Here is a 13,820-nt window from a genome sequence, read left to right as displayed (position 1 = left end):
TGCGGCGCGACCCCAGCGCGCCTGTCCCGAAAGGAGCGGATCATGACGTTGCGACGCCCCGAACACTTCACCCACCACCACGCCCAGCTCGCGGATATCCGCCTGCACTATGTGCGCGAGGGGCGCGGGAGGCCGCTCATCCTGCTCCACGGCTGGCCGGGCTTCTGGTGGGAGTGGCACAAGAACATCGGCCCCCTGGCCGAGAGCTTCGATGTCATCGTGCCCGACATGCGGGGTTACGGCGACTCCGAGAAGCCCGATCTCTCGCGCGTCGACCTCTTCCACCTCGATCGCGTCGTGGAGGACATCGCCCAGCTGCTCGACCACCTCGGCATCGAGCAGGCGCTCCTCGCGGGCCACGACTACTCCGCGCTCGTCCTGCACAAATTCGTGCGCAAGCACCGCGACAAGGTGATCCAGGCCGCGATCATCAACCCCATCACGCCGGGGTTCGAGGGGCGATACCTGAGCCCCGGCCACTTCCCCGAGTCGTGGTACTCGCAGTTCCACCAGCTGGACATGGCCGTCGAGCTGGTCGGCTCGAGCCGCGACGCGTGCCGCACCTACTTCCGTCACTTCCTGAACCACTGGTCGCACGACAAGGGCCTCTTCCAGGGGGAAGAGCTGGAGATCTACGTCGACAACTTCATGAAGCCCGGCAACATCCACGGCGGCTTCAACTTCTACCGCGCCAACCTGTCCATCACGAGCCAGCCCTGGACCCCGCTCGACCGGACCATCTCCGACTGCCGCGTGACGTTCCTGCAAGGCATGGGGGATCCCGTGGTCCCCTCCGCCTGGACCGACCTCGTCACGCCCTGGTACAGCCGCTACACGATTCATTACGTGCAGGATGGCGGGCACTTCTTGATGCGGGAGAAGCCGGCATTTGTGAACAAGCACCTCCGGGATGCGTTCCTGAAATAGGCGTCGGCCGCCGTCAGCGCGCCCCGGGGACGAGGAGCTCCTCGAGGACGGCCGTGAGCTCGTCGACCCGCACCGGCTTGGTCAGGTAGCGGTAGAACCCGGCCTGCTCGGCGCGGCGGGTGTCCCGGGGCATCGCCGCCGCGCTGAGCGCGATCACGGGGATGTCGCGCGTCTCCGGCCACTCCTCGAGCTTGCGCGCGGCCTCGTAGCCGCTCATCCCGGGGAGGTTGATGTCCATGATGACGACCTCGGGCCGCCGCGACCGCGCGAGCTCGATGCCGATCTCGGCGTTCGGCGCGGTGATCAGGCGGACGCGCTCGAACTCGGAGATCAGCTCCTCCATGAACGCGATGTTCGACGGGTTGTCCTCGACGTAGAGGACCGAATGGCGGACGCCGCCGGGCCCGGCGAGCGGCGACGCCTCCAGGCGCGCGTCCGCCTGCCCCGGGGCGGCGCTCTCCGGCGCTTCCTCGTGCGCCGGGAGCTCGATCCAGAACTCCGAGCCTTCGCCCGGCACGCTGCTGAAGCCGACGCCGCCGCCCATGAGCTCCGCGAGCCGCTTCGTGATGGCGAGGCCGATCCCGGTCCCCTCGATCGGCCCCGTCTCCTGGCCGGCGCGCTGGAAGGGCTGGAAGATCTTCGCGTGCTGCTCGCGAGGGATGCCGATGCCGTTGTCCGCCACGCAGACCCGCACGACGCCGTCCTCCGGCCTCGACACCGCGATCGTGGCGCGGCCCCCCCGCCGGCCGTACTTGATCGCGTTCGAGCCGTAGTTCATGAGGATCTGCGCGAAGCGGGTGCGATCCGCGGTGATCTTCGGGAGCTCCGCGGGCAAGGGCGCGAGGGCGATCTCGATGCCGGCGCGCTGGGCCATGGGGTCGAGCGTCGTCTTCACCTCGTCCAGCACCTCGGGGACGTTCACCGGCTCGATCGACACCGTCACGCGGCCGGCCTCGATGCGCGAGAGGTCCAGGATGTCGTCGATCAGCTTGAGCAGGTGCTCGCCGCCCTTCAGGACATGCTCGATCCGCTCCTTCTGGCGGTCGGTGAGCGGCGTCTTCCGGTCGCGGTGGAGGAGCTGCGCGAAGCCGAGGACCGCGTTGAGCGGCGTGCGGAGCTCGTGGCTCATCGAGGCGAGGAACTCGCTCTTCGCGGAGCTGGCCGCCTCGGCCAGGGCCCGCGCCTTGCGGAGCTCCTCCGCGCGCTGCACGTCGCCGGTCATGTCCCAGAGGGTGCACACGGTCCCGCCCTCGGCCGTCCGCCGCTCGGTCGCGCGCAGGCTGCGCCCGTCGCTCGTGCAGAGATCCAGCGTGCCGCTCGGCTCGGCGTGGTAGGCGAGGAGCCGCGCGCGGAAGGCGGCCGGCGGCTCGCCGCCGAGGGCGAACAGCCCCGCGGCGATGCCCTCGTCGATGAGCTCGGCGTAGCTCCGGCCGACGATCGGGCCGCTCACCCGCGCGCCGAGCCAGTGCCGGTACGCGCTGTTGCAGAGCGCGAGCCGATCCTGCGCGTCGAACACGGCGAACGCGCCCTGGAAGCTCTCCACCGCGCTCCTGAGGAGGTCGCTCGTGCGCTTCGCCTCGGCCTCCAGGCGCCTCCGCTCGCTGATGTCGCGGGCCACCTTCGAGGTGCCGACGAGCTTGCCCTGGGCGTCGTGGATCGGAGAGGCGGTGATCGAGACGTCGATGTCCCTGCCGTCCTTGCACCGGCGCACCGTCTCGAAGTGCTCGATGTGCTCGCCCCGCTTGAGCCGCTCGAGCGTCCGCAGCACCTCGCCCTCCCGCCCCGGCGGGGCGAGCACGGTGAGGGGCCGGCCGATCATCTCCTCGGCGGTGTAGCCGAAGATCGCCTGCGCGCCCCGGTTCCAGCTGACGACGCGCCCGTCGAGCGCCTCGCCGATGACGGCGTCCTCGGACGAGTCGACGATCGCGGCCAGCCGCCGCATCGCGAGGTCGACCCGCTTGCGGTCGCTGATGTCGCGGATGGCGCTCGAGACGAGCGTGCCCCGCTCGGTCGTCAGCGGGCTGAGGCTGATCTCGACCGGGAACTCGCTGCCGTCCCTCCGGCGCCCGAACAGCTCCAGCCCCGACCCCATCGGGCGCGCCCTGGGCGCGGCGATGAACGCCGCGCGGTTCCCCACGTGCGCCCCCCGGAATCGCTCCGGGAGGAGGAGCTCGATGGGCTGCCCGACGAGCTCGCCGCGCGCATGGCCGAACATCCGCTCGGTCTGGACGTTGACGAACACGATCCGCCCATGCTCGTCGACGACCACCATGGCGTCGGGCGCCGCGTCGATGAGCAGGCGGAACGTGCTGTCGTCGAGCGCTGGGGCGCCGGGCCCGCCGGGCGCCTGGTCGGGCGGAGACGGGCGTTCGCTGGAGGAGAGTTCACGGGTCATCGGGGAGCCTCACGCAGAAGACGGCGCCGGGCGCGTTGTCCTCGATCCGGATGGTCCCGCCGTGCGCCTCGACGGCCATCTTGCAGAAGGCGAGCCCGAGGCCGCGGCCGGAGCGGTGGACGGCCTCGTCGCCGCCGCCGAGCTGGACGAAGCGATCGAACACCCGCGCGCGCATGTCGGCGGGGACGCCCGGCCCCGCGTCCGCCACGCGGATCTCCACCGCGGCGCCGTCCTTCGCGGCGCTCACGGTCACCGCGGTGCCGGCCGGGGCGTGGTGGATGGCGTTCTCGAGGAGGTTCTCGAGCGTGCGGCGGAGCAGGTCCGGGTCGGCCTGGACGGCGGGCGCCTCGACGGCCTCGCGCAGCGCGATCGACCCGGAGCTCGCGCGCAGGTCGAGCGCGGCGAACGCCTCGTGGACGAGCGCGCGGAGATCGACGCGCGCGCGCTCGGGGGCGAGCCGCCCTTCCTCGCTCTTGCTGATGTCGAGCAGGTCGTAGATGAGCCGCAGCAGGGAGCGCGCCTGATCGCGGATCTGCCGCGCGGAGTCGCGCGCCGGCTCCGGGAGCGCGCGGTCCCGGAGCAGGAACTGCGCGTGCAGGTCCATGCTGCTCACGGGGTTCTTCAGGTCGTGGACGACGAAGGCCGTGAGCTGCTCTTTCTGGAGCTGGAGGCGCATGAGCGCGTCCCGCTGCTGGCGGACGAGCTCGACGTGCTCGCGCAGCTCCGCGCCGAGCCGGCGCAGCCGCAGCGCGGCCTGCACGCGCGCGAGGAGCTCCGACGGGCGGACGGGCTTCGTCAGGAAGTCGTCGCCGCCGGCGCGCAGGGCGCTGTCGAACGTGTCGACGTCGCGCAGCGCCGTCAGGAACACGATCGGCGTGCTCTCGCCCCCGGGGAGGGCGCGGATCCGGGCGCACACGGCGAAGCCGTCCATGCCCGGCATCCGCACGTCGAGCAGCACGCAATCCGGCCTGCGGCGCTCGAACTGCTGGATCCCCTCCTCGCCCGTGACGGCGAGCACGACCTCGTGGCCCTCGTCCTCGAGCGTGGCCTGGGCCAGGGCGCGGTTCTGCTCGTTGTCATCGACGACGAGCACCCTGGATCTCGGCTCTGGCTGCTCCATGGGCCCCCGGTTGCGGGCGCGAGGGTACACGAGGGGCAGCGGGGCCACCATAGCGCCCGCCCTTCAGCCGAGCGGCGGTGCCGGTGCGCCGCGCCGGCCGCGCGCACCGCGGGTGGCCTGCGGCTCCGCGATCACGCCGGGTCGCCGTGGGGCGCGGCGAAGCCCCGCAGCAGCCGCTCGCGCTGCGCTCCCAGGTAGCGGATGTCCTCTTCGTACAGCGCGGGGTGGCCGGCTGCGATGTGCGCCTGGGACGCGGCTTCGCCGGCCTCGGCCCGCTTTCGCATGGTGGCGAGGAGGGCCGCCAGCCGGTCGACCACCGTGTCGAGCAGCTCCGCTCCGGCCGCGACGCCGTAAGCGCGGCAAAACGCGGCGGCCCGCCGTGCCTGCTCCTCGGGGCTGCCGGCGCTGTCCGGGTTGGTCGGCGCGTGCAGCGGCGCGAACCGGTAGACGGCGTAGGCCAGATCCCACACGCGCGGCCCCGGGTGGGCGTTGTCGAAATCGATGAAACCGACCACGCGGCCGGCGCGGACGACGCAGTTGTAGGGCGCGAGATCGCCGTGACAGACCACCTCGGCCGGCGAGCGGGCCGGCAGCTGCCATCGGTCGTCCGGCCCCGGCGCGAAGGTCGCGCTCGCGTCGTGGAACCGGCGCAGCAAGGCGGCGGCGGACGTGAGGAGCTCGGGCGTGCGCAGCTCGGCCGGGAGCGCGTTGTGCACGTCGCCCTCGAGGTAGGACAGCACCTCGTTCCCCTCGTCGTCGTAGCCGAACGGCTCCGGCGCCGCGTCGAAGCCCGCCGCGCGCAGGTGCCGCAGCAGCCGGTGGATGGCCGGCGCCGCCGCCGTCGCGGGCCGGTGGACCCGGTCCCCGCGCCGGCGCACGGTGTTGACCCCGCCCTGGAATACCGTCTCTTCGACCATGCTCCGTCCTCCGGGATCCATGCGCGCCCGCGCCGTCGTAGCGCATTCCTGGGGCCGAGAACACGCGATTTGCAGCACGGCGGCCTCATCCGCTCAGCCTGCGGGCAATTCACGACGACCCCTCGCGAGGATCGACAGCAATGCTGGCGGTGGCACCCTCGGTCACATGGAGATCCTGAGGGATGAGATCCTTTGATTGGAGATGCCGGTGTACTGCTGAGCCCGATTGGGTTCTCGCTGAAGAGCGCTTTTCCTCTGCACGTCACGCATGCCGCGATCCTCTGGGCCGACACACGATGTCTTCTTGACCCACTCAGCGCCCCCCTCTAGGCATGACGCATGAGAACTCCGTTGCATCTCATCTTTTTCTCTGCGCTTGCAATCGTCGCTTGCGACGGTAACCCGGCTCCCAGCGAGAACGCCGACGCGACAGGCTCCAGCTCGTCGGGGGGCGTCATGGCTGGCGGCGGGGGTGGAGGGCCTCCGGGCGGCTCTGGCGGTGTAGGGGGAGGCTCCGGCGGCGCGGGCGGCTCCGGCGCTGCCGGCGCGAGCAGCGGCGGCGGTGGCGAGGCGAGCGCGGGCACGGGCGGAGGCGCGGGCGCCGGCGGCAATGCTGGTGCGGGCGGCGACGCGGGCGCGGGCGGTGAGGGGGGAGCGGCGCCCTTCCCCTCGCTCAAGATCACGAGCGACACGGCATCCATCGAGTTCACGCCCGTGCTGATCGCCTCGCAGGACTTCTATCCGGGCGAGGCGACCGTCGACTCCGGCGGCATCGTGAGCCTGCTCAATGACAATAGCATCGACCTCGGCACCAACGCGGAGACGCAGACGCTGAGGCAATCGGTGGCTCATCCGAACCTGCGTATCATCTTCACGGTGACGGAGACGTTCTATCGGATCGTCGCGAACCGCGCCGCGGGGATCAGCGCGCTCGCGGATCTCCGCGGGAAGCGGATCGGGACCATCCCGAACACGTCTGCGGCCTACTTCGTCAACAAGTACCTGGGCACCGTGGGCCTCACGGCGGACGACTACACGGTTGTCCCCGGAGGTATCTGCATCTCCACGCCCTGCGGGGCGAACACGCTGCCGTCCCTGATGGAGCGGGGCGAGGTGGACGCCGTCGCGCTCTGGGAGCCTTCCTCCGAGCTCGCGAAGGAGGTGCTCGGCAGCGACGCCATCGTGTTCCAGGATCGCTCCCTCTACCGCGAGATCGTGAACCTCCACAGCACCGCCGAGAAGCTTGCAGACCCCGAGAAGCGGCGCGGTATCGTCGAGCTCGTGCGAGCGCTCGCGAGGGCGCAAGAGCTCTATCGCACGGACCCGGAGGCCGTCTGGCCGAGGATCTCGGAGGCGATCGGCATCGAGCCATCCGTGCTCGAGGCGGTCTGGGAAGACGAGCGGTTCCTGGGCACGCTGGTGCCCGACATCCTCGACGTGCTCGAGGAAGAGGAGCCCTGGGTCGCCGCGCAGACCGGCCGCGCCCCGCGCACCCGCGCCGAGCTCGCCCCGCTGGTCGACGACAGCGTGATGAAGGAAGCGCTCGGGCTGCCGTAGGTGCTCCGTCCGCTGGGAACGAGATCGCCGCCCGGGTCGAAGGGGTGTCGGGGTTGGAACAGGGGGTCAGGCGGTCGTCGACGAGGTCGACGAGAGCCCCGCAGGCGGCGCGCGCCGCGCTCTCTGCGTGAGCCGGCGCAGCGAAAGCGCCGCGAGCAGCGCGACGAGCCACGCGAGGCCGTAGGCGACCGCCGGAGGCATCGCGCCGAGCGCCGCGAGCAGCGCGACGAAGAACGCCGCGAACCCGAACAGGCCGCGCGCGAAGCCCGCGAGCAAGGCCACCGCGGCAGCCGCGCCGTCCCTGGGCAGGGTGAAGCACGGGAGGATGTTGCCCGTGATCGGGACGGCGAGCAGCAGGCCGCTGAACCCCGCGGGCGCGACGCCGGCGCCGCGCACGATGCACCAGGCCATGGCCATCGCGGCCACCACGCGACAGGCGAGCTCGGCGCGCGGAACGGCCGTCGAGGCAGGCGCCTCGCCGAGGCGCGGCAAGGCCAGCGTGCCCAAGGCAGGCGACAGCAGCGCCGCGGCGCAGGCCCACGGCGGGGGCAACCGCAGCGCGAGCAGCGCTGCCCCCAGCGACAGGAAAGCCACGTTGGCCGCCAGCAGCGCCGTGCCGCAGCGGAGGCGCGTCGCGCACCAGGCAAAGACGACCCCATGAACGATGGTGGCCGGCAAGCACACCAGCGTCGCGAGCACGATCGCGCTCGCCTGAGCGGGCGTCTCCTGCAGCAGCACGAAGCCCATGATCGGGCCGACGATCATGGGCAGCCCAGCGATCGTGCCGCCTACCGCGTGGCCGAAGCGCCGCGCCGCCAGCGAGGACAGCAGCACCGATGCGCCCACCAGCGCGAGCTTCAGCAGCACGCCGGCCCAGGCCTCCGTCGATGGCGCTGCAGGACGCGCATGAGTCGCCGGGCCTCTGTAGGGCCACGTTCCAGCGGAGACAATGCCAGGAGCTCTCCGATGGCGCGGCGCAGGCTGCTGGCGCTGCTCCGCGTCGAGCTCGAAGGGCAGGTTCAGGGAGGGGATGGGGCAGCGCGGTGGCCCCCGGGACGGGGCCGCTCGGGCTCGCGGGGGCATGCCTCTGCCTGCGCCCCGCGCGCCCGGCCGCGACGGGCTAGTTCGGAATGCCGTCGTTCTGGCAGGTCAGGCTGCAGCCGTCGCCGCTCACCTTGTTGCCGTCGTCGCACTCCTCGTAGGCGGTCTGGCGGATGCCGTCGCCGCAGTACGGACCGTAGACGCAGCCCGGCGCGCACTTGCCGTAGCCGCCGGTGTTGTTGCCGTCGCCGTCGTCGCACTTCTCGTCGCCGTTGCGGATGCCGTCGCCGCAGCGCGGGCCGAACACGCAGCCCGGGCCGCACTCGCCGTAACCGCCGTCGTTCTTGCCGTCGTCGCACTTCTCGCCGGCCTGAACGACCCCGTCGCCGCACTGGGCGCCGAGGCGGCAGTTCTTGCTGCAGCCCGTGGCCTCGTTCGGCGGATCGCACTGCTCGCCCCACTCCTCGTCGACCTCGTTGTCGCCGCACTTGGCCGCCGGCGTGCAGTCGGGGAGGCAGCTGCCGTAGACGCCGTCGTTCACGCCGTCATCGCAGGTCTCCGTGCCGTTGACGAGGCCATCGCCGCAGTACGGCCCGTACTGGCAGAGCGCGGTGCACCCGCCGTACTCGCCGCCGTTCCCGGCGGCGCCGAGGTCGCAGTCCTCGTCCGCGGGCTGGACGATGCCGTCGCCGCAGCGCGGCCCGTAGACGCACGAGGGCGCGCACTCGCCGTACCCGCCGTCGTTGATGCCGTCGTCGCACTCCTCGCCGAACTCCGGCTGCAGCACGCCGTCGCCGCAGTGCGCGCCGAGCCGGCAGCTCTCGCAGTTCGTGTTGGCCGCGCTGTCGCACTCCTCGCCCCACTCCGCGTCGACGTGCTCGTCGCCGCACTTCGGCGCCGGCGTGCAGCCCGGGGCGCAGGTGCCGTAGGTGCCGTCGTTCACGCCGTCGTCGCACGCCTCGGCGCCGTTCACCACGCCGTCGCCGCAGTACGGCGCGTAGTCGCAGGACGCGGTGCACCCGCCGTAAGCGCCGTTGTTCAGCCCGGCGCCGAGGTCGCAGTCCTCCTCCGCGGGCTGGACGATGCCGTCGCCGCAGCGCGGCCCGAACAGGCACGCGGGGCCGCACTGCTCGTACCCGCCGTCGTTCACGCCGTCGTCGCACTGCTCGCCGAGCTCCGGCTGCACGATCCCGTTGCCGCACTGCGCGGCGAGCCGGCAGTTCACGCAGCTCGGGTCGCTGCTGTCGCACTCCTCGCCCCAGTCCCGGTCGACGTTGCCGTCGCCGCACTTCGGCGCCGGCGCGCAGCCCTGGCCGCAGGTGCCGTAGGCGCCGTCGTTCACGCCGTCGTCGCACGCCTCGGCGCCGTTCTTCACGCCGTCGCCGCAGTACGGGCCGTAGGCGCAGGAGTCGGTGCACCCGCCATAGACGCCGGTGTTCATCCCGTCGCCGAGATCGCAGCTCTCGTCCTCGGGCTGGACGATGCCGTCGCCGCAGCGCGGGCCGTTGACGCACGAGGGCGCGCACTGGCCGTACCCGCCGTCGTTGATGCCGTCGTCGCACTGCTCGCCGAGCTCCGCCTGCAGCACGCCGTCGCCGCAGTGCTCGCCGAGCTGGCAGCGCACGCAGCTCGGGTCGCTGCTGTCGCACTCCTCGCCCCACTCCGCGTCGACGTGGCCGTCGCCGCACTTCGGCGCGGGCGTGCAGTCCGGGTTGCAGGTGTCGTAGAAGCCGTCGTTGACGCCGTCGTCGCACCCCTCGCCGCCGTTGACCACGCCGTCGCCGCAGGACGGCCCGATCTCGCACTCCGTCGTGCAGCCGCCGTAGCCGCTCGCCGTGTTGCCGGAGCCGAGATCGCACGCCTCGTACGGCGCGTTGACCAGGCCGTCGCCGCAGCGGGGCGGGGCCACGCACCCCGGCGCGCAGGCGTTCGAGGCGTTGGCGTAGGTGCTGTTGTTGACGCCGTTGTCGCAGGCCTCGGGGCCGTTCTTCACGCCGTCGCCGCAGTAGGCGCCGAGCTGGCAGTCGTTGCACTGGCCATAGCCGGTCCCGTTCGCGATGCCGTCGTCGCACTCCTCGCCCGGCGTGACGACCGGCGGCTCGACCCCGCACTGCGGCGTGCACACCGACGTTCCGGCGCTGAAGCCCGAAAGCGTGAGCTGGTAGTTCGACCCGGTGACGTGGCGCTCGGCCTGGAACACCGCGATCTCGTAGACCTTGCCCGCCTCGAGGTTGAGGTTGACGGGGTAGGGGGCGCGGTTCGGGCAGTTGGCGCCGGTGCAGGGGGTCACGAGGGCGCTGCCGTCGTCCCGGATGGTCACGCTCTCCTGGAGGCGCTCGTGGATGCCGCCGATGTCGACGGTCAGCGTGTTCTTGATGAACACCCAGACGTCGTCGTCACCGTAGAAGGTGAGCACCGGGTCGGCCGCGGCGGTGTTCGGGTTGAACTGGAACCAGTACCGGATCTCGCTCGTGAAGTAGAAGTTGTGCCCCGGGGGGCGCGGCTTCTCCAACCCGGCGGCGACGAGGTTGTCGAGCGCGGGGGTGGCGCCGACGTCCACCGGCCAGAACGGGTTTCGCTCGTACACGAACCTGCCGGGGGTCCCCTCGAGCAGCTCGATGGTGGTGAGGAGCGTCCGGTTGTACCGCGGATCGTCCCGGTACCAGGAGTAGAAGCTCTCCTGGCCCGAGGTCCAGCCGGTCTCGCGACGCGGCTGGGTGAACGCGAACCCGTACGAGTTCACGGGCTTGCCATCGGCGTCGAGCGTCGGCTGGACGGTGCCGTCGAGCTGCGCGCCGTCCGAGGGGGTGATCTCGAAGTCGAAGTGCCCGATGAGGCCGTCCGAGAGATTGGCGTCGCAGTCGGTGTTGCTCGTGTTGCGGTTGTAGGTGTCCGGGCACCAGCCGATGAAGTCGCGGATGACCATCGGCAGCCGCATCTCGGTGGGCGCCACGGTGCAGACGTAGCCTGGCTCGATCCGGCACGTGGCGGAGCAGCCGTCGCCGCTCTCGGTGTTGCCGTCGTCGCACTGCTCGGTGGCGTCGCCGGGCAGGAGGATGCCGTCGCCGCAGATCGAGAGGCACGCGCCGGCCCTGCAGTCGGGCTCGCGCTTGCAGTCCGGCGTGCAGCCGTCGCGCCAGTTGCCGTTGTTGTCGTCGCAGACCTCGGTGCCCTCGACGATGCCGTTGCCGCAGTCGGAGTAGCCGCTGCAGTCCTGGGGCTCGAGATCGTCGCACATCCGGCCGGGCTCGATCCGGCAGGTCTCGTCGCAGCCGTCGCCGCTGTCGCCATTGCCGTCGTCGCACTGCTCGGCGCCGACCTTGATCCCGTCGCCGCAGAGGGTCTTGCACCGGAACCCGACGCGCGAGCAGTCCCACCCGTCCTCGATGGTCTCACAGTCGGCGCTGCAGCCGTCGCCGTCGGCCGGCTCCTCGCCGTCGTCGCACTGCTCATCGCCGCCGATCACGCCGTCGCCGCACACGGGCGGCGGGGGCGGGGTGCAGGGGCCGCCGGCCGGCGGGCACGTCCAGCCCACCTCGATCTTGCACTGCGGGGTGCAGCCGTCTCCGCCGACGGGGCTCACCCCGCCGCCGTCGTCGCACTGCTCGCCGAGCTGCACGACGCCGTCGCCGCAGAAGGTCCTCTCGGTGCAGGGCTGGCCCGGCCGGCAGTTCCAGCCCTCCTCGAGCCGGCAATCGGCCGTGCAGCCGTCGCCGGACACCGGCGGATCCTCGCCGTCGTCGCACTGCTCGCCGCCGTTCACGCGGCCGTCGCCGCACCGGTAGACGAGGATGCACGGCTCGCCCGGCTCGGGGCACACGTACGCCGGATCCACCGCCTTGCAGTCAGCGCTGCAGCCGTCGCCGCTCGCCGTGTTGCCGTCGTCGCAGATCTCGCCCGGGTCCACCACGCCGTCGCCGCAGCGGATCAGGAGCTCGCAGGGCTGCCCCGGCGTCGGGCAGGTGTAGAACGCCTCCTGCCGGCACAGGCTCGAGCAGCCGTCGCCGCTCGCGGTGTTGCCGTCGTCGCACACCTCGCCGGTCTCCTTGAGGCCGTTGCCGCAGACGGGCAGGCGCGTGCACGGCTGGCCGGGCCGGCTGCACTGATATCCCTCCTCGCGCATGCACGTGGCGCTGCAGCCGTCGCCGGACGCGGGCGGGCTGTCGCCGTCCTCGCACTCCTCCGAGCCGTTCACGCGGCCGTCGCCGCACCAGTACTGGAGGGTGCAGGGCACGCCCGGCGTGGGGCACGTGTAGATCGGCTCCACCGTCTTGCAGTCGGCGCTGCAGCCGTCGCCGCTCGTGTTGTTGCCGTCGTCGCAGACCTCGCCCGGGTTGAGCGCGCCGTCGCCGCACCAGATCAGGAGCTCGCAGGGCTGCCCCGGGTTCGGACAGGCGTAGAACGCCTCCTGCCGGCACAGGCTCGAGCAGCCGTCGCCGCCCGCGGTGTTGCCGTCGTCGCACTGCTCGCCGCTCTCGAGGAGCCCGTTGCCGCAGACCGGCAGGAGCTCGCAGGGCTGCCCGGGCCGCCGGCACACGTAGCCCGGCTCGCGCATGCACGTGGCGCTGCAGCCGTCGCCGGACGCGGGCGGGTCGTCGCCGTCCTCGCACTGCTCGCCGTTGTTCACGCGGCCGTCGCCGCAGCGATAGAGGAGGGTGCAGGGCACGCCCGGCGTGGGGCACACGTAAAGCGGGTCGAGCACCTTGCAGTCGGCGCTGCAGCCGTCGCCGCCCGACGTGTTGCCGTCGTCGCAGAGCTCGCCGGGGTCCACCCTGCCGTCGCCGCACCGGATGAGCAGCTCGCACGGCTCGCCCGGCGTGGGACAGTTGTAGAAGGACTCTTGCCGGCACAGGCTCGAGCAGCCGTCGCCGCCCACCGCGTTGCCGTCGTCGCAGATCTCGCCGGTCTCCTTGACCCCGTTGCCGCAGACGGGGACGAGCTCGCAGGGCTGCCCGGGCCGAGGGCACACGAAGCCCGGCTCGCGCTTGCAGTCGGCGCTGCAGCCGTCGCCGGACACCTCGTTGCGGTCGTCGCACGTCTCCGAGCCGTTCACCCGGCCGTCGCCGCAGTCGTAGAGCAGCTTGCAGGGCTCGCCCGGCGTCGGACAGACGTACGAGGGGTCGACGAAGTAGCAGTCGGCGCTACAGCCGTCGCCGTCCGCGGTGTTGCCGTCGTCGCAGAACTCGCCCGGGTCGACCACGCCGTCGCCGCACGCGATGGTCAGCACGCACGGCTGGCCGGGCGCGGGACACTCGCAGTAAGGCTCGATCTCGCACAGCCCGGAACAGCAGTCGCCGGGCAGGCTGTTGCCGTCGTCGCACGCCTCGCTGGCCTGGTTGATCATGCCGTCGCCGCAGGCGGGCTCCTGAGGCAGCTCGCACTCGGGGGGCGGGTCGTCGCCGGCGCAGGGATCCGGCCGCTCTCCGCCGCTGCCTCCCTGGCCGACGCCCACGCCGAAGTCGCTGCCGCCGCCGCCGCTCTCGCCGGAACCACTCGAGTTCGTGCCGGTCCCTGCGCCGCCTGCGCCGGGATCGCCCGTGGAGGGCGCTCCCCCGCCGCAGGCGGCAGCGACTTGCAGCAATCCCACCGCCAAAGCCAGATAAGACGTTCTCAAACTCACGACACACCTCGACGAACACGAGCGGATGCGCTCGGGCAGAAAGTCGACGACCCTGTTCCAGGGTAGCCCGGGCGCCCTTCACACCCCTAGACGAAAATCACTTCATCCTCCCCCACTCGGCCACATCTGCGCGGCATCCCGTTCTCGGTGGACGCCACGAGAGCTCCGCTGACGATTGACGCGCGTTGCGCGACGCAGCGCCGGGTGGGGGCGGTGCTTCCTTTCTGCTGCTGTGGCACGAGC

Annotated in this window: 7 protein-coding genes; 2 read left to right on the top strand and 5 right to left on the bottom strand. The window is 72.0% G+C overall.

Translation table 11 applies throughout. The annotated features are described in order from the left end of the window. The first annotated feature begins 42 nt into the window (after nt 1-42). Complete coding sequence (locus tag WMF33_RS29905; RefSeq protein WP_437331822.1) at nt 43-927, top strand: alpha/beta fold hydrolase; 885 nt, start codon at nt 43-45, stop codon at nt 925-927. A 13-nt stretch (nt 928-940) separates the two neighbouring features. Here the strand turns inward: WMF33_RS29905 and WMF33_RS29900 are convergent, their stop codons facing one another. From WMF33_RS29900 to WMF33_RS29890, 3 genes are all read right to left on the bottom strand, one after another. Beyond that, nucleotides 941-3,322 carry a PAS domain-containing hybrid sensor histidine kinase/response regulator gene (locus tag WMF33_RS29900; protein WP_437331821.1) on the bottom strand — a complete coding sequence of 794 codons (2,382 nt, stop codon included), beginning with the start codon at nt 3,320-3,322 and terminating at the stop codon, nt 941-943. Next, the gene (locus tag WMF33_RS29895) at nt 3,312-4,415 is read right to left on the bottom strand and encodes a hybrid sensor histidine kinase/response regulator (RefSeq protein ID WP_437331820.1); all 1,104 of its coding nucleotides are present in this window, start codon (nt 4,413-4,415) and stop codon (nt 3,312-3,314) included. Before WMF33_RS29895 ends, WMF33_RS29900 begins: the two co-directional genes overlap by 11 nt. A 158-nt stretch (nt 4,416-4,573) precedes the next feature. Further along, nucleotides 4,574-5,359 (bottom strand): phosphotransferase, encoded by a 786-nt coding sequence (locus tag WMF33_RS29890; protein ID WP_437331819.1) that lies wholly within the window; start codon nt 5,357-5,359, stop codon nt 4,574-4,576. A 456-nt stretch (nt 5,360-5,815) separates the two neighbouring features. Between WMF33_RS29890 and WMF33_RS29885 the strand changes: the two genes are divergently transcribed. After that, nucleotides 5,816-6,916 (top strand): ABC transporter substrate-binding protein, encoded by a 1,101-nt coding sequence (locus WMF33_RS29885; protein WP_437331818.1) that lies wholly within the window; start codon nt 5,816-5,818, stop codon nt 6,914-6,916. 66 nt (nt 6,917-6,982) lie between these two features. On the opposite strand, the gene WMF33_RS29880 is transcribed toward WMF33_RS29885, so the two are convergent. Both WMF33_RS29880 and WMF33_RS29875 read right to left on the bottom strand, forming a co-directional pair. Further along, nucleotides 6,983-7,783 carry a hypothetical protein gene (locus WMF33_RS29880; RefSeq protein WP_437331817.1) on the bottom strand — a complete coding sequence of 267 codons (801 nt, stop codon included), beginning with the start codon at nt 7,781-7,783 and terminating at the stop codon, nt 6,983-6,985. Nucleotides 7,784-8,036: 253 nt separating this feature from the next. Next, nucleotides 8,037-13,538, bottom strand: a complete 5,502-nt coding sequence (locus WMF33_RS29875; protein ID WP_437339536.1) for a DUF4215 domain-containing protein — start codon at nt 13,536-13,538, stop codon at nt 8,037-8,039. Nucleotides 13,539-13,820: the final 282 nt, after the last annotated feature.

The sequence above is a fragment of the Sorangium sp. So ce394 genome, from assembly GCF_051474665.1.
GTDB lineage: Bacteria > Myxococcota_A > Polyangia > Polyangiales > Polyangiaceae > Sorangium > Sorangium cellulosum_D.
Note: the sequence above shows the minus strand (reverse complement) of the source record. Positions and strands in the feature narration are given on the sequence as shown.

Coding starts and splice junctions, on each gene's coding strand:
- WMF33_RS29900 (WP_437331821.1), bottom strand. CDS start 3,322: ATGACCCGTGAACTCTCCTCCAGCGAACGCCCGTCTCCGCCCGACCAG.
- WMF33_RS29885 (WP_437331818.1), top strand. CDS start 5,816: ATGGCTGGCGGCGGGGGTGGAGGGCCTCCGGGCGGCTCTGGCGGTGTA.
- WMF33_RS29905 (WP_437331822.1), top strand. CDS start 43: ATGACGTTGCGACGCCCCGAACACTTCACCCACCACCACGCCCAGCTC.
- WMF33_RS29890 (WP_437331819.1), bottom strand. CDS start 5,359: ATGGTCGAAGAGACGGTATTCCAGGGCGGGGTCAACACCGTGCGCCGG.